Consider the following 16,819-nt stretch of genomic DNA (forward strand, 5'->3'; position numbering starts at 1 on the left):
TTGAAAATCCATTTACAACTCAACGAGGCGTGAAAGAACTGTTCTATGGCTAACAGTGCAAACATTATTGATGAACTCGAGTGGCGCGGACTGATTAATCAGTCTACTGACTTGGATTCCCTGCGTGAGGCGGCGCAGGCGCCGATCACACTGTATGCAGGTTTTGACCCGACGGGTCCGTCCTTGCATGCTGGCCACCTGGTGCCGTTGCTGATGCTGCGCCGTTTCCAGGAAGCAGGACACCGTCCTATCGTGCTTGCTGGTGGCGCCACGGGCATGATTGGTGATCCGCGTGATGTGGGGGAGCGCTCCATGAACTCGGCCGACACCGTCGGCGATTGGGCGAAGCGCATTGCAGGTCAGCTTGAGCGTTTTGTCTCCTTTGAAGGTGAGAACGCCGCGATCATGGTGAACAACGCGGATTGGATCAATGAGATGTCCGTGATCACTTTCCTGCGTGATGTGGGCAAGCACTTCTCTTTGTCCACCATGCTGTCTCGCGACACGGTGAAGCGCCGTCTGGAAAACGACGGTATCTCTTACACCGAATTCTCCTACATGCTGTTGCAGGCCAATGACTACGTGCAGCTGCGTCGCCGCCACGATTGTGTGCTGCAGGTTGGTGGCTCTGATCAGTGGGGCAACCTCGTTGCCGGGGTGGATCTCAACCGCCGTATTGATGGTGAGTCCGTACATGCCCTGACCGTGCCGTTAGTGACTGACTCTGAGGGTAAGAAGTTTGGCAAGTCCACCGGTGGTGGCTCGCTGTGGCTCGATCCGGAGATGACCAGCCCGTACCGCTGGTACCAGTACTTCATCAACACCGCTGATGCTGATGTGATCCGTTACCTGCGCTGGTTCACCTTCCTGACCAAGGAAGAATTGGATGAGCTCGAGGTTGAGGTCAAGGAGCGCCCGTTCAAACGCGTCGCGCAGAAGAAGCTGGCGCAGGAGATGACTGACCTTGTTCACGGCCCAGAAGCGACGAAGAACGTTGAGCTGGCATCCCAGGCTCTCTTTGGTCGCGCCGAGCTGACGGATCTGGATGAGGCAACGTTGGCTGCTGCTGTGTCTGAGACAGAGGTCTTTGAGATCAATGCGGGTGAGCCGCGCGGAATCGTCGACATGCTCGTGGGCACTGGCTTGGCCGAGTCGAAGGGAGCTGCACGCCGCACCATCAAGGAAGGTGGCGCCTATGCGAATAACCAGCGCATCGATTCGGAGGATTGGGAGCCGACCGAAGCAGATCTGCTCCACGGTTCCTGGATTGTGCTGCGCCGTGGCAAGAAGAACTTCTCCGGCGTGAAAGTGAACGGGTAGGTGACGCAATGAGCGAGGACAACAAGCAGAACAGCAGCCGGGATTCACGCAATAACCGGGAGAACCGCGAAGGACGCCAGGACCGAAGGTCCGGTGGCAACCGCAATCCCCGTGGCGACCGGAACGCACGCGGTGACCACGGCGGTCGAGATGACCGTCAGGGCGGCAACCATGGCCGCCGTACGCATGCGAATCGTGGTGGCGCTGGTCGTGATGGCAGCGATGGCAAGGTGCGCCACGATCGATCCAATCCTTACCGCCAGGGCTTCCGTGAGGACCGCATGGCGCAGAAGGAAAAAGAGCCCTCGCTGCCGGATGATATTGATCCGACCGATCTTGATCCATCGGTCCTTCAGGACCTCCGCGTGTTGGCTAAGGACAACGCGGATAAGGTGGCCAAACACATGATCATGGCCGCAACATGGATGGCAGATGATCCGCAGCTGGCACTGACCCACGCACGTGCTGCGAAGAACCGTGCTGGGCGTGTTGGTGTGGTCCGTGAAGCAGCAGGTATTGCCGCGTACCACGCTGGGGAGTGGAAGGAAGCACTGTCTGAACTGCGCGCCGCACGCCGTATGAGCGGTGGCCCAGGTCTCTTGGCTGTCATGGCTGACGCTGAGCGTGGACTTGGCCGGCCGGAGAAGGCGATTGAGATTGGCCGTAGCCCGGAAGTGAAACAACTGGACCCGGATTCCCGGATTGAATTGGCCATTGTCGTCGCCGGTGCGCGCCATGACCTGGGCCAGCATGAATCGGCATTAGCAACGCTGCAGCAGATGAATCCGAGCTTAAGCGCACACGGCTTCGCGCAGACCCGCCTGGCGTATGCGTACGCAGATGCGCTGCAGCAGATTGGCCGAACTGATGAGGCGCGCCACTGGTTTGAACACGTCGCCGCTGTGGACGACGAGGAGTGGACGGATGCCAAGCAGCGCCTGACGGAACTGGGGTAGAGGGGGACAGCGATGAGCGTGATCGCGCCTTATGACGCGCTGTTGCTCGATCTTGACGGCACTGTGTGGGCCGGCGGCGACGCCATCCCACATGCCGTTGCAAACATCAACGCATGCACCGCGTCGGGTTGCGCCGTGGCCTATGTGACGAATAACGCGTCCAAAGGTCCGGATGAAGTGGCAGGCAAACTCGCCGCTATTGGCCTTGATGCCAGCGCAGGGGATGTGCTGACGTCGGCGCAAGCTGCGGTCGTGCTTGCACAACGCCACGCGGATCCCGGCGCGAAGGTCTTAGTGGTCGGGGCCGATTCTTTTAAGGGTCTGGTGCGTGAGGCTGGCTTCGTCGTTGTGGATTCCGCGGATGACAACCCGGCGGTGGTTCTGCACGGGCACAATCCGGACACCGGGTGGCGGCAGCTCTCCGAGGCAGCGCTGGCTATCCGCAATGGTGCCGTGTATCTGGCTAGTAACTTGGATTCAACGTTGCCAGCTGAGCGCGGTTTCATGGTGGGCAATGGTTCTATGGTCGCTGCCGTGTCCAGTGCCACTGGCGTTGTACCCGAAGCCGCCGGCAAACCGGGTCGCGCGATGTTTGATCTAGCGCAGGAAAAACTCGGCGTACACAAACCATTGGTAGTGGGAGACCGGTTGGATACGGATATCGCCGGTGGGGTGGCAGCGGGGATGGACACGTTGCATGTGCTCACTGGTGTTTCGGGTCCACGGGCACTGATTGCTGCACCCCTCGGCCAACGCCCAACATTTATAGCGGAGGACTTGCGAGTGTTGACCAGCTATGCAGGGGACTTTAGCTCTCTAGCGCCAGCTGTTCAGGGCGGGTTCACCGCGACGGTTGAACAGCGTGCTTCGGAGGAGGCCGTGATCATTCTTGATGGTGGCAACGAGGACGCGACGTGGCTCCAAGCGTTGCGCACTGTTGTAAGTGTGGCGTGGAATATTGAGGACGAGCCCGAATTCATCGATGTGAAGGCTGCATCGCCTGTAGCTGCCACGGCGATTAAGGCGTGGTGGTAAAGCTCATGCAATCTCATAACACCCCGATGCCGAAGCCACGTGATCCCCGCAAGCCGGCGATCACGCCTGCGGAGCTGACCGCGCGTTTTGAGGCTGTGCTCTCCCAGCCGATGGATGATCTGGCGGCGGAGTTAGCCGAGTATGAGGCAGCGTATGAGGTGCTCGCCGAGGCACTCCAGGACCGGGCTTAGAAGGGGGATTAGGCATGGCACCAGGGCGTCGACGTCTGGATGCGGAACTTGTGCGCCGGAAGATCGCACGTTCACGCGAACAGGCTGTGGAGTGGATCAAGGCTGGCCACGTTGAAGTCGGTGGTTTTGTGGCTAAGAAGCCAGCCACCGTTGTGGAACCGGACGTGTCCATCAAGGTCGCGGAAGCTGACGGCGATGACTGGGCTTCGCGCGGTGCGCACAAACTACTTGGGGCGCTAGAGGCTTTCGAGCCACTCGGGTTGGACGTTGCCGGGAAGAGGGCCCTAGACGCGGGTGCTTCTACCGGTGGCTTCACCGATGTGCTGTTGCGCCGCGGGGCGAAAGAAGTCGTCGCCGTTGATGTGGGCTATGGCCAGTTGGTGTGGCGCCTACAAAACGATGAGCGCGTGACGGTGTTGGACCGGACCAATATCAGGCACCTCACCCCGGAGATGATGGGTGGACCCGCGCAGTTGATGGTGGGTGACCTGTCTTTCATTTCCCTGGAACTGGTCCTGCCGGCTATCGCAGACAGTCTGGAATACGGTGCTGACTTGCTACCTATGGTGAAGCCACAGTTTGAGGTGGGCAAGGAGCGGCTCGGCAGCGGGGGAGTTGTGCGCTCACCGCAGCTGCGCGAGGAAGTGACCCTGGGGGTCGCGCAATTCGCTCATACTTTAGGCCTAAGTTGTCGTGCTGCAGTGGCTTCTCCGCTTCCCGGGCCGAGTGGGAACGTAGAATACTTCCTATGGCTGGTTAAGGATGGTGGCCACAGCGTTCCGAGTGAAGGCGAGTTGGCCGCTATGATTCAGCAGGCAGTAGAGGAAGGACCGAAAAACTAATGGCAACAAGCAGTGACCGCGCTGTTCTTTTGGTCCCTCATACACGCCGTGAAGGCAATATCGCTTCTGCTGCCCGCGCAACTGAGTTGCTGCTCGAGGCCGGTTTCACTGTTCGTCTGCTGGGCGATGAGGAATTGCCCTACGCCGGTAATTACCCGGCGCTGGACGAGCTGTGCCGGGTTGAACCAGATGAACATGCAGCGGAAGGCTGCGAGCTTGTCCTCGTCCTTGGCGGTGACGGCACATTCCTCCGCGCCGCTGGTTTTGCACGTGCCCAAAATGTGCCAATCCTTGGTATCAACTTGGGCCACATTGGCTTTTTGGCGGAGTGGGAAGAGGACAGCCTGGAAACCGCAATTCGCCGTGTCATCGACCGCGAATACTCCCTTGATAGCCGAATGACCATTGATGTCACGGTGCATGACCACAACAACGACCTCGTGGGTACGGGTTGGGCTCTTAACGAGGCGAGCTTGGAGAACCTAGACCGCCGTGGTGTGTTGGATGCGATCCTTGAAGTTGATCTTCGTCCGGTGAGCTCGTTTGGTTGTGATGGTGTGCTCATCTCAACACCAACGGGCTCGACGGCCTACGCGTTTTCCGCGGGTGGCCCGATTCTATGGCCGGAGTTGGACGCCATTTTGGTGGTTCCCAATAACGCCCACGCTCTATTTACAAAGCCACTTGTCGTTTCGCCCAGCTCCAAGGTCGCAGTTGAGTCGCTGATCACTACCACTCCCGCCAACGTCGTGTTAGATGGTTTCCGCCATCTGGACATGCCGCCCGGCTCGCGCCTTGAGGTTGTACGCGGACAGCGTCCCGTTCGCCTCGTGCGTCTGGACGACAGGCCGTTCACTGATCGCCTTGTGAGCAAACTTCATCTGCCGGTCAATGGCTGGCGCGGTCCCGTGGTCAAGGATGATTTCTCCTACGCCGATAACGTGACGCAACGGTAGGTCTATGCTCACCGAAATAACTATCGATAACCTGGGCGTTATCCCGCATTCCGCCGTCGAATTTTCGCCGGGACTCAATGTTCTCACTGGTGAGACAGGTGCGGGTAAAACAATGGTTGTCACCGGTTTGCGTTTGCTTACTGGAGGGCGCGCGGATGCATCGAAGGTACGCACGGGCGCTGCGCAAGCCACTGTTGAAGGTGCTTTCAGCACGCACTTGCTTAGCGACGTCGCACGGGACGCCCTCACCACCATCACCGAAGACGCCGGAGCGCAGCCGGATGAGAACGGCGAGTACCTTGCTGCCCGCTCGGTGAAGGCATCTGGCCGTTCCCGAGCTCACCTCGGCGGGCGGACTGTCCCGGCTGCGACACTGGCTGAGTTCACCTCCCACCTGTTGACTATTCACGGACAAAATGATCAGCTCCGGTTGTTGGCCCCAGCAGAACAGCTGGCAGCGTTGGATGCTTTTGACCCGGCTATCGCACCATTGAAAGAGCGTTACCGCGAGTCCTATTCGAAATGGCGCGCGGCGACGAAGGATCTGCGCGAGCGTACAGAGAAGCGCCGTGAGTTAGCGCAAGAAGTCGACCGCCTCCAGTTCGCCGTGGATGAAATCGACGGCATTGACCCCCAAGATGGGGAGGACACTGACCTAGTAGCTACGATCAACCGCTTGCAGGATGTGGATGCACTGCGCGAGTCCGCGCAAGGCGCACTCGTCGCCATTGATGGGGCAGAATCCGTCGGGGAGTACAACAGCGGTGCGGAAAGTGCGGATCCAGCCTCAACGCTCATTGGCCAGGCTGCTTCAACGCTGCAACAGGCCAGTGACGGCCATTTGCGGGAACTGGGCAGCCAGCTGGCAGATGTTGCAGCGGTTCTCACTGATGTCTCTGGTGAGTTGGGTATGTTCCTCTCCGATCTCCCAAGTGATCCAGATGAACTGGAGCGCTTGCTCCAACGTCAGCAGGAACTGAAAAGCCTTACCCGGAAGTATGCGCCGGATATCGCAGGTGTGCTTGCTTGGCGTGACAAGGCAGTGAAGCGGCTGGCCTCGATTGATACTTCTGCGGAGGCAATTGAAGAGCTGAGGAAGCGTGTGGCAACCAGCGAGAAAGAGATGACCACTGCGGCAAAAGCACTGACCAAGGACCGGACTGCTGCGGCTAGGAAATTGGAGGAAGCGGTCACGGAGGAACTGCGCGGGCTGGCGATGCCGAAGGCGCGGGTGACTGTGTCCGTCGATAAGCAAGAATTCGACCGTAACGGTGCTGATAGCGTCGAATTGCGATTGGCCCCGAACGATGCGCTTGAGCCACAACCATTGGCTTCGAGCGCCTCTGGTGGTGAGCTCTCGCGCGTCATGCTCGCATTAGAGGTCATTCTGTCTAGCCAGCAGGGTGGCGCGACGTTGGTGTTTGATGAAGTGGATGCCGGTGTCGGCGGTCGCGCTGCCGTCGAAATTGGACGACGTTTGGCTCGTCTAGCACGAAACTACCAGGTCATTGTGGTTACGCACCTTCCGCAAGTTGCTGCATACGCTACGACACACTTGCATGTGTCGAAGAATGTGAGCGATGAATCCGTGACGTCCGGTGTTGATGTGCTTGAGGGAGACGCGCGCATTGAGGAGCTCGCTCGGATGCTCGCCGGCATGGATGATTCGGAGACAGGCCGGGCGCACGCTAATGAGCTCATGGAGCGCGCCCAGGCAGAGATCGCTGCATTCTAAAAACAGAGCTGTTCTTACAGCGCGCCTCCACCAATATTGCTGGTTGATACAGCAAGATCACGTGTCATGAGCTCAACTTCCAATGCCTCTGAGGCGAAAGAACCAACCCCGCAGAAGGCTGGTACCCCTGACACTCTCGCAGCCCCCGCCACGCCAGACGCGACGGAGAAGCCCGCTGCCCCCATTCATGGCCACCTCCGTGACTGCACTCCGCAGGGCAAAGGTCTGCGCAAGTTCACTGCAGGCGATATCGCCGTCGTGGATGCCCCTGACCTGACGCGACGTCAGGCTCAGACGCTAGTGGAAAAGCGTCCGGCTGCTGTGGTGAACATTGGGAAGTTCTCAACAGGCAATATCCCGAACTATGGCCCGCAGCTTCTGCTGGACGCTGGGATCCCGCTCTATGAGGGCGCAGGTGCTACCACGCGCGAAGCCTTTCGGGATGGCAAGAAAGCCACGCTAAGCGCTGATGGCGAACTCGTCGTGGGCAAGAAGGTCATCGCGCAGACTGACTACCTGGGCAGGGAGACCGCTGACAAGGTTTTTGATGATGCTCAGCGCGCCCTTGTTGAGAATATGGAAGCCTACTTTGGCAACAGTATCGAATTCATCCATTCCGAATCGCCGCTGCTTGTGGACGGTGTAGGTGTGCCCGAACTTGGCGATGTCATGGATGGCCAGAAAGTCCTCATCGTCGCACCCACTCCTGATGTGCGTGAGCGAGTGACCAATCTCCGGAACTTCATTCGTGAATACCGCCCAGTCATCATCGGCGTTGGCAGTGCCGCTGACACGCTGCTTGATCTGGGATACAGCTGCGAATTCATCGTTGGAGACCCAGCAGATATCTCCACGGACGCGCTGCGTGGTGATGCGCGGGTGATCCTGCCAGCCGACCCGGATGGGCATGCAGCTGGTTTGGAACGCATCCAGGATCTTGGTGTTGGTGCCGTGACATTTCCGGCAGCTGCTGATTCGGCGATGGATCTGGCAGTCTTGCTGGCTGTCTTTCACCAGGCCGAAACAATTGTCACCGTCGGTGATCTCGTCGACCTGGACCGTATTTTCGGCAATGACCTGGCAGCGTCCCCGGCTGCAATGCTGACGCGCCTCAAGGCCGGCAACCGCATCGTGGAATCCACGGTGATTGAGAATCTGTATAAGACCAGCTCTGGCTCCGGTGTTGCGTGGGCGTGGGCAATTCTGGGCCTGCTCGTGGCGCTAGCCACTGTGGTCCTCATTGTCGGCTTCATGGGTAACGGGACGTTCGTTGACAACCTCATTGACACGTGGAACAACTTCGCCTTGACCGTCCAAAACCTTTTCAAGCGCTAGGAGGGGCGCAACAACATGTCTAAAAAGAAGACCGGCGGTGCCGGATGGGTTGCCAGTGGCCTCGCATGGGGCCTTGCAGGTGGCCTTACCCTGGGAACCCTGGTGGTAGCGCCCTCCTTGGCTCCTATTTCGGATTACGCGTTCAACAACATCGACTCCGCCGACCGGGGTGAAGCTAAGGCAAACAAGCAGGACGGTGAGGTCCCAGAAAACCCGGAGGCCAATTCCGCTAATGCGCTTCTGGCTGGCCACTCCAAACGCATTGTGGAGGGCACGTTGGAACAGCGCCCCTACATCATTGTGCGGGCTCCTAACGCCGATGAGGATGATGTGAAAGCCGTCGAGTCTCTTGCCCAACAGGCAGGTGCTACGGCAGCCGGGCAGATCACTCTAACCGACAAGTTCCTTTCCCAGGATGGTGCAGATGAGCTGCGCTCCATCGTCGCGAACACCCTGCCGGCGGGCGCACAACTTTCTGTGGACAACCAAACTTCAGGTACGCACGCTGGCGAGTCCTTGGGCACTGCGTTGATGTTTGACGTGGACAAGAATGAGCCGCTGGCCACGGTCGAAGACCGCGCACTGGTCCTGCACGCACTGCGTGATGCCGGATTCATCGATTACGCCGATGGCACGATCACCCCGGCACAGGGCATCATTGTGGTCACCGGTGGCAGCATCGACGAGGGCGATGGCGTCAAGGACGATGCGGATGTGTTTGCCGCGACGGTTCTCGCCGACCTTGCCAAAGGCCTGGATTCACGCGGGGATGCCGTTGTGCTTGCCGGTCGCCGTGGCGCGGCGGGGCCACATGGATCCATCGAGCTGATTCGCTCCGATGCTGAGGCAAGCGCTGCGGTATCCACCGTGGATTCCCTCGACACTGAAACCGGAAGGATTTCCACCATCCTCGCTCTGGCTGAACAGCTAGGCGGTAAGTCTGGTGCCTACGGCTCGGCCTCCAACGCGCAGGCGCCCGCCCCGGAACGTCCACGCACTGAGTCGGCTGAATAAAGCTTGCGCTTAGGCCCGGCTTGTCTGTTCGAGCCGGGCCTAAACTGGTGCCATGACTTCCCACGCACAATCCCCGCGACATGAATTCACAGTGACGAGCTCCGAGCTTCTTGTGGACGCGCCCATTCTGGCGCTTCGGCGCGACTCGGTGACCATGCCAGGTGGTGTCAGCGCTCACCGCGAGATCGTAGAACATTTCGGGGCCGTGGCTGTCGTTGCCGTGGATGAACAGGACCGTATCGCCCTCGTTGAGCAATATCGCCACAGCGTAGGACGGCGATTGTGGGAACTTCCTGCGGGTCTGCTCGATTTTGCAGGTGAGCATGAGCTGACTACAGCACGGCGCGAGCTCGTCGAAGAAGCTGGGCTTGAAGCGCAGAACTGGTCACTTTTGTTGGACTTGGTTACCTCCCCGGGTTTCGCCGAAGAAGCAGTACGCGTCTTCATGGCCACTGGTTTGACTGAGGTGGAGCGCCCTGAAGCCGAGGATGAAGAAGCAGACATGGGCTTCACCTGGATGCACATTGAGGATGCGCGTGAAGCCGTTATGTCCGGCCGCATTATCAATTCGATTGCGATAGCCGGCATCTTCGCCGCATCGGATGTGCTCGCGGGGCGCTCTTTTCCCCGTTCCACTGACACACCTTTTGATGTGCGGCCGACTCACATGGCGCTACGGCGCCAGCACCAAGGTGTCCAGCCCGATATGAAAAAGATTGGGATGTAGTGAAGGCACGGGAAGTTGGCCAATTGTGGCTTGATCACCTCGCTGTTGAGCGGGGTGTTTCAGAGAACACGCTAAGCAACTACCGGCGTGATGTAGGGCGTTACGTTGATTGGCTGGAAAGCTCTGGCAAAACGGATCTCGCCTTAGTGACTGCTGCTGATTTAGAGGCCTATGTCGCAGATCTTCGCCGGGGCGATGAGTATCGGAAGCCACTGGCGGCATCCTCAACCAGCCGAGCACTTGTTGTTGCCCGGGGTCTGCATAAGTTCGCCACCGTTGAGGGCATTGTGGTTGCGGATGTTGCAGCACGCGTCTCACCACCCAAGCAGGGGGAGAAGCTGCCTGACACCTTGAGTATTGATGAGGTGAGCAAGCTTCTCGACGATTGCTTGACCGACACCCCTCACCACCTACGCGATAAGGCCTTGTTGGAGATTCTGTATGCCACGGGAGCACGTGTATCTGAAGTGCTCAGTTTGGTAGTGGATGATGTTTCCCAGATGCCCGGGTACATCAAGGTCACTGGCAAAGGCGACAAGCAACGCATTATCCCGGTGGGGCGCACGGCGAATCTGGCGTTAGACGCATACTTAGTGCGTGGTCGTCCCGCCCTGTCACAGGGCAAGTCTCATGCACTATTCCTTAACAAGCGCGGGGGAGCGCTATCCCGGCAGAGCGCGTGGACAATTATTAAAGATGCGGCTTCGCGCGCGGGGATTGAGAAAGACATCTCACCGCACACTCTGCGCCATTCCTTTGCAACACACCTTCTTGAGGGTGGAGCAGATGTCCGTACCGTCCAGGAATTACTCGGTCACGCCAGTGTGACAACGACTCAAATCTACACTCACGTCACTCCAGAGAACTTGCGTGAGGTCTGGCGTACCGCCCATCCGCGTTCCTAAACACACTGCGAAAACAAGGGGATCAGACGCATTACGCGGTAAATAACACCCGTGTAAGATGACGGGCAGTAAATGTTTGGTCGACCTGAAAATGAAGGGCGGGACTGTGGCAGACGAAGGACTCTTCGATGCGGAGCAGGCAGCAGTCGGACTGACTGGACGCCCACTGCGCGAACTCCCTCAGCCGGAGCCACTGGACAAGCATGGCCCGGCCACGATCATTTCCATGGTTAATCAAAAGGGTGGCGTGGGCAAGACCACCTCATCCATCAATCTTGGCGCTTGCCTTGCGGAACAGGGACGTAAAGTCCTGCTGGTTGATTTGGATCCGCAGGGCGCTTTGTCTGCCGGTCTTGGGGTGACTCAAGATGAGGATCAAGTTACGGTCTATGACCTGATGTTGGATAACACCTCTTCCATCCACTCGGCTATTAAGCGCACGAATGTTTCCGGTTTGGATCTCGTGCCGGCCAATATTGATCTGTCAGCCGCGGAAATCCAATTGGTCAATGAGGTCGGCCGTGAACAAACCCTTGGCCGCGCATTGCGCCCAGTGCGCGGGGAGTATGACTTCATCATCATCGATTGCCAGCCATCGTTGGGCTTGCTCACTGTGAATGCTCTTGCGTGTTCTCATGGCGTGATCATCCCGATGGAGTGCGAGTACTTCTCGCTGCGTGGCCTCGCCCTTCTGGCGGACACTGTGGAGAAGGTGCGTGACCGCATTAACTTCGACTTGGACATCGTGGGCATCCTGGTGACCATGTTTGACCGTCGCACCACCCACGCCCGCGAGGTCATGGATCGTGTGGTGGAAGTCTTCGGTGATCGTGTTTTTGACACCGTGATTACCCGCACCGTCCGCTTCCCAGAAACTTCTGTCGCTGGTGAACCGATTATCACGTGGGCACCCAACTCACCAGGCGCGGAGCAGTACCGAAATCTGGCGCTTGAGGTCATCGAGCGCACTTCCCAGCGCTAGTAGGGGAGCCGTTGATCCGGCATGACAACAACGCATACGAATCGACCGATGGCTGGTAATGAGGGTTACCAGCCAGAGATCACCGGTTTCACCATTGTTCTCAATAACTTCGAGGGACCCTATGATCTGCTGCTGAACCTCATTGGTGCCAGGAAGCTTGACATCACTGAGATCGCCTTGGCTGAAGTTACTGATGAGTTCATTGAATATGTGCGTCTGTTGGGCGAGACAGCACAGTTGGATGAAGTCACTGAGTTTCTAGTCACGGCGGCGACTCTTTTAGCGCTCAAAACACAGCGTCTTTTGCCGCGTAGTGGTGAGGATGACGAGGAAGATCTGGAGCTTCTGTCTTCCCGTGACCTCTTGTTCGCACGCCTGCTGCAGTACCGGGCGTACCAGCAGGTGGCTGATCGTTTTGAGGAATGGCAGACCAATGCCCGGCGGCGGTATCCCCGCGCAGTGGGAATGGAGGATCAGTTCCTCGATCTCATGCCGCCCGTGGAGCTCGGACACACAGCGGGCAGTTTCGCGGAGCTAGCTGCCTCTGTTTTTCGGCCGAAGCCACCAGAAACAGTGCGCACTGACCACGTGCATGCCCAGGCCGTATCTGTGCCGGAGCAGGCCGGGAAGATCTTGGACACGCTAAAACTCGCCGGCCCAGATCATTGGCTTACGTTCACCGCGCTGACCCGTGACTGCACTAAAACAATGGAAGTTGTGGGCAGATTTTTGGCAGTGTTAGAGCTGTATAAGGCCCATGCGATTGATGCCCAGCAGGAGGAGGCCCTCGGGCAATTGGATATTGCGTGGACTGGTAAAAATGTGGATCCCGCGGTGGTGGCCGCGCAGAACTGGGAGTAGGGAACATGGAGAAGAACTCGGACCTGCCCATGGTCTCGCAGCTGCGCTCACAGATTGAATCCGTCATCCTGGTGATCGATACACCCGCCACCGTGGCGGACCTCGCCGGTGCTTTGCATGCAGCCCCAGAAGATGTTGCCTTAGCTCTGAAAGAGTGGGCGGAAGAATTGGATCACCGTGGCTCTGGAATGGACTTGCGTGAAACAGCTGAAGGGTGGAGGTTGTACACCCGGCCAGAGAATGCTGATGCAGTAGAAGCTTTCTTGGTGGATGGTACGCAAACAAAACTCAGTCGCGCGGCGATGGAAACACTGGCCGTGGTTGCCTACCGGCAGCCGGTGACGCGAGCCCAAGTAGCGGGTGTTCGAGGAGTGAATGTCGATGGTGTCATGCGCACGTTGACTCTGCGTGGACTCATCGCTGAGGTGGAACCCGATGAATCGTCTGGTGCGCACCGCTACGTCACCACCGAACTGTTCTTGGAGCAGCTAGGCATCGATTCTTTGGACAGATTGCCAGACTTGGCACCGCTGCTTCCGGAAGTCGATTCCATCGAAGATGCCTGGTAGATTCGGGGACTATGAAACCTACCGCTCGCCGAGAAGGCTCACCGGATAAGGGCTCGAACAAGAGCCATGACAATCAACAGAATCGGGGCAAGGACCAGAAGTTCTTGCTCTCCAACGCAAAGCCCGCCAAACACCAGAACGTCAGCTTGAGTGAGCGTCGTGCCGCTGCTGAAAAGGCGGCAGAAGAACCGCACCCGCTCGCTGATAACTGGTGGGACTACCGTGAAGATCCCGTCGCCCCCGAGGGCAAGGCAGTGGAACTCGGCGGTCCGGACGAACGGGATCACCGCACGGGTAGGCCACAGAAACGTCGTCAAGCAGAAGGCATTCGTCTGCAAAAGGTCCTGGCGCAGGCTGGCGTTGCCTCGCGCCGGAACTGCGAAGTGATGATTGATGAAGGTCGCGTTGAGGTCAACGGCAAGATCATCCGCCAACAGGGCGTGCGCGTGGACCCGAACGTGGACATCATCCGTGTTGATGGTGTGCGTGTGAATGTGAATGAGGATCACCAGTACTTCGCGCTGAACAAGCCACGCGGTATGCACACGACCATGGAGGACGAGTTCGGCCGACCCTGCGTGGGCGATGTTGTGGCTGACCGTGTTGTGGCCGGTAACCGCCTCTTTCACGTGGGCCGGCTTGATGCGGACACGGAAGGCCTGCTGATCCTCACCAATGATGGTGAGCTGGCTAACCGCCTCATGCACCCACGCTACGGCGTGTCCAAGACGTACTTGGCCACAGTGCTGGGCGAAGCAAAGCCAGCACTCGTGCGCGAGCTCAAGAACGGAATTGAGCTGGATGACGGTATGGCCAAGGCTGACTACGTGCAGATCGTGGACACTCACCAAGGCCAATCGCTGATCCGATTGGAGATTCATGAGGGCCGCAAGCACATCGTCCGCCGCATGCTCAAGGCCGCCGGCTACCCGGTGCAGCGTCTCGTGCGCACGAAAGTGCACACGGTTCAGCTTGGAGAGCTGAAACCAGGCGCGATGCGTGCGCTCAATGATTCGGAGCTGACGGCTCTGTACAAGGCAGTGGAGATGTAAATGAGCAGCACCGACAAGATCCAAAACACTAACCCGGCAATGCTGACGAACATGCCTGATGGCGGATTGATCCTTGCTGTTGATGGGCCGTCAGGGACCGGTAAATCCACCACGTGCCGCGCGTTGGCTAAGCAGCTCAACGCAAAGTATGTGGATACCGGTGCGATGTACCGGGTGGCCACTTTGGCTGTGCTCCGTGCTGGTGTGGACCCCGCTGATACGGTTGCCGTCATTGAGGTCACTCGTGATCTGCCTTTGGAAGTCTCCGATGATCCGGATTCTACCGAAGTGATTCTTGCTGGGGAGGATGTCTCGGGGGAGATCCGCGAACGGGACGTTACGCAGAATGTGTCCGCTGTGTCAGCGATTCCGGAGGTACGCGTGAACCTCGTGGAATTGCAGCGCAAACTCGCACGTGACGCGCACCGCGCTATCGTGGAGGGTCGTGACATTGGAACGGTTGTGCTTGTTGACGCGCCGGCAAAGGCCTTCCTCACGGCTTCACCGGAGGTGCGCGCGCAGCGCCGCTATGACCAAGATGTCTCCGCTGGGCGCGAGGTCGACTTTGCCACTGTGCTCGCCGACGTGATCCGCCGCGATGAGCTGGATTCTTCGCGGGCGACGAGTCCGCTTCGTCCCGCCGAGGATGCGGAGATCATCGATACTTCGACCATGAGCAAGGACGAGGTCCTGGCTACCCTCATCGCGTTGATTGAAAGGAGTGCATGATGACTGACCAGCGCAACAACAACGAGTTTTCGGAAGATGCGCCCACGGAGTTCGAGTACACCGAGTTCAACCCCGCGGACTATGAGGGCGAAGAGTATTTCATCTCTGAATATGGGGAGGAAGCTGAGCAGCTTTTCGACGAATCGGAGTTCGGCCCCGCCGACTACGGTGAGGATTCCGAAGGTGATGTTGACATCACCAACGACATGTCCGAGGAGGATTGGGCTGAGGTCGAAGCTGCTTTTGGCGTTCAGCGCATCAATGCGGATGGGCACTTGGAGGAAGCTCTTCCCACGGTTGCCATTGTTGGCCGTCCGAACGTAGGCAAGTCCTCTTTGGTCAACCGTTTCCTGGGTCGCCGCGAAGCCGTGGTCGAGGACCACCCAGGGGTGACCCGTGACCGCGTGAGCTACTTGGCTGACTGGGCAGGCCGCCGTTTCTGGGTACAGGACACCGGTGGGTGGGACCCGGATGCCAAGGGCATTCACGCCTCTATCGCGCACCAGTCAGAAGCAGCGATGCATGATGCAGACATCATCCTCATGGTCGTGGATTCCCACGTCGGCGTGACAGAGTCCGATGCCGCAATGGCACGGAACCTGCAGCGCTCTGATGTGCCGGTCATTCTTGTTGCGAACAAGTTTGAGTCTGAGTCCCAGTGGGCGGACGTTGCGGAGTTTTATTCCCTCGGCTTGGGCGATCCGTGGCCAGTGTCCGCTCTGCACGGTCGCGGTGGTGCGGATGTTTTGGATGAGATCATCCGTCTCTTCCCTGAAGTACCCAAGTCCGCCAACTCCATCACGGAGGGCCCACGCCGCGTGACCCTGGTGGGTAAGCCGAATGTGGGTAAGTCCTCTTTGCTGAACAAGCTGTCCAAGTCTGACCGTGCCGTGGTGGACAACGTTGCCGGCACGACGGTTGACCCGGTGGATGAGCTCATCCAGCTGGATCAAAAGCTATGGCGCTTCATTGATACTGCTGGCCTACGCAAGAAGGTCAAGAACGCAACGGGGCATGAGTACTACGCCTCGTTGCGTACGCGCGGCACGATCGATGCGGCAGAAGTATGCGTCGTGCTTATCGACGCATCCCAGGAGATCACTGAACAAGACCAACGCGTCATCTCCATGGTGTTGGATGCGGGCAAGGCCATGGTCATTGCCTTCAACAAGTGGGACCTGATGGATGAGGACCGCAGGTACTACTTTGACCGCGAATTCGACATGCAGCTAAACCAGTTGCCGTGGGTATCCAAGATCAATATCTCCGCCGAGACCGGTCGCGGTCTGCACCGCCTGGAGCAGGAGATGATCACGGCACTGGAAAATTGGGATCGCCGCATCTCCACCGGCCAGCTGAACAACTGGCTGCGTGAGGCAATTGCCGCTAACCCTCCGCCGATGAAGAATAACCGCCTGCCCAAGGTGCTTTTTGCCACCATGGCGGGCACACGTCCGCCGACCATCGTGCTGTTCACCACTGGCTTCCTGGATGCTGGTTACCGCCGTTACTTGGAGCGTAAGTTCCGTGAGCAGTTCGGTTACCACGGCACTCCAGTGCGCTTCGCCGTACGCGTACGTGAGCGCAACCCGAAGCGCCGCTAGGAGCCA

The 16,819-nt window shown here is 58.6% G+C and carries 17 protein-coding genes; all 17 read left to right on the top strand.

Translation table 11 applies throughout. The annotated features are described in order from the left end of the window. Nucleotides 1-45: 45 nt before the first annotated feature. The 17 genes from tyrS to der all read left to right on the top strand — a co-directional run bounded on the left by tyrS (nt 46) and on the right by der (nt 16,813). Nucleotides 46-1,320, top strand: coding sequence for a tyrosine--tRNA ligase (tyrS, locus tag QP994_RS01740; protein ID WP_284865150.1), 1,275 nt, complete (start codon nt 46-48; stop codon nt 1,318-1,320). A gap of 8 nt (nt 1,321-1,328) precedes the next feature. Further along, nucleotides 1,329-2,276 carry a tetratricopeptide repeat protein gene (locus QP994_RS01745; protein ID WP_350309329.1) on the top strand — a complete coding sequence of 316 codons (948 nt, stop codon included), beginning with the start codon at nt 1,329-1,331 and terminating at the stop codon, nt 2,274-2,276. 12 nt (nt 2,277-2,288) lie between these two features. Then, a complete protein-coding gene (locus QP994_RS01750; RefSeq protein ID WP_284865151.1) occupies nt 2,289-3,311 on the top strand; it encodes an HAD-IIA family hydrolase in 1,023 nt (340 codons plus the stop codon). A gap of 5 nt (nt 3,312-3,316) precedes the next feature. Further along, the gene (locus tag QP994_RS01755; RefSeq protein ID WP_284865152.1) at nt 3,317-3,502 is read left to right on the top strand and encodes a hypothetical protein; all 186 of its coding nucleotides are present in this window, start codon (nt 3,317-3,319) and stop codon (nt 3,500-3,502) included. Nucleotides 3,503-3,516: 14 nt separating this feature from the next. After that, nucleotides 3,517-4,344, top strand: a complete 828-nt coding sequence (locus QP994_RS01760; RefSeq protein ID WP_284865153.1) for a TlyA family RNA methyltransferase — start codon at nt 3,517-3,519, stop codon at nt 4,342-4,344. Beyond that, complete coding sequence (locus QP994_RS01765) at nt 4,344-5,300, top strand: NAD kinase (RefSeq protein WP_284854885.1); 957 nt, start codon at nt 4,344-4,346, stop codon at nt 5,298-5,300. The genes QP994_RS01760 and QP994_RS01765 overlap by 1 nt, the downstream gene beginning before the upstream one ends. Nucleotides 5,301-5,304: 4 nt before the next feature. Continuing rightward, nucleotides 5,305-7,035: a DNA repair protein RecN gene (gene recN, locus QP994_RS01770; RefSeq protein WP_284865155.1), complete on the top strand. Its 1,731-nt coding sequence runs from the start codon at nt 5,305-5,307 to the stop codon at nt 7,033-7,035. 66 nt (nt 7,036-7,101) lie between these two features. Continuing rightward, complete coding sequence (steA, locus tag QP994_RS01775) at nt 7,102-8,370, top strand: putative cytokinetic ring protein SteA (protein ID WP_284865156.1); 1,269 nt, start codon at nt 7,102-7,104, stop codon at nt 8,368-8,370. A 15-nt stretch (nt 8,371-8,385) separates the two neighbouring features. Beyond that, nucleotides 8,386-9,384, top strand: a complete 999-nt coding sequence (locus QP994_RS01780; protein ID WP_284865157.1) for a copper transporter — start codon at nt 8,386-8,388, stop codon at nt 9,382-9,384. Nucleotides 9,385-9,436: 52 nt separating this feature from the next. Beyond that, a complete protein-coding gene (locus tag QP994_RS01785; protein WP_284865158.1) occupies nt 9,437-10,111 on the top strand; it encodes an NUDIX domain-containing protein in 675 nt (224 codons plus the stop codon). Further along, nucleotides 10,111-11,016 (top strand): site-specific tyrosine recombinase XerD, encoded by a 906-nt coding sequence (gene xerD, locus QP994_RS01790; RefSeq protein ID WP_284854880.1) that lies wholly within the window; start codon nt 10,111-10,113, stop codon nt 11,014-11,016. The genes QP994_RS01785 and xerD overlap by 1 nt, the downstream gene beginning before the upstream one ends. 106 nt (nt 11,017-11,122) lie before the next feature. Next, the gene (locus QP994_RS01795; protein WP_502869991.1) at nt 11,123-11,998 is read left to right on the top strand and encodes a ParA family protein; all 876 of its coding nucleotides are present in this window, start codon (nt 11,123-11,125) and stop codon (nt 11,996-11,998) included. Between the two features lie 21 nt (nt 11,999-12,019). Beyond that, nucleotides 12,020-12,859, top strand: a complete 840-nt coding sequence (locus QP994_RS01800) for a segregation and condensation protein A (protein ID WP_284854878.1) — start codon at nt 12,020-12,022, stop codon at nt 12,857-12,859. A gap of 5 nt (nt 12,860-12,864) precedes the next feature. Next, nucleotides 12,865-13,428 carry an SMC-Scp complex subunit ScpB gene (gene scpB / locus QP994_RS01805; protein WP_284854877.1) on the top strand — a complete coding sequence of 188 codons (564 nt, stop codon included), beginning with the start codon at nt 12,865-12,867 and terminating at the stop codon, nt 13,426-13,428. Between the two features lie 11 nt (nt 13,429-13,439). Further along, nucleotides 13,440-14,480: a pseudouridine synthase gene (locus QP994_RS01810; protein ID WP_284865159.1), complete on the top strand. Its 1,041-nt coding sequence runs from the start codon at nt 13,440-13,442 to the stop codon at nt 14,478-14,480. Nucleotides 14,481-14,519: 39 nt separating this feature from the next. Beyond that, nucleotides 14,520-15,209: a (d)CMP kinase gene (cmk, locus tag QP994_RS01815; protein WP_284865289.1), complete on the top strand. Its 690-nt coding sequence runs from the start codon at nt 14,520-14,522 to the stop codon at nt 15,207-15,209. Next, nucleotides 15,209-16,813, top strand: a complete 1,605-nt coding sequence (der, locus tag QP994_RS01820) for a ribosome biogenesis GTPase Der (protein ID WP_284854875.1) — start codon at nt 15,209-15,211, stop codon at nt 16,811-16,813. The genes cmk and der overlap by 1 nt, the downstream gene beginning before the upstream one ends. The last annotated feature ends 6 nt before the right edge of the window (nt 16,814-16,819 follow it).

It is taken from the genome of Corynebacterium sp. MSK044, from assembly GCF_030232825.1.
GTDB lineage: Bacteria > Actinomycetota > Actinomycetes > Mycobacteriales > Mycobacteriaceae > Corynebacterium.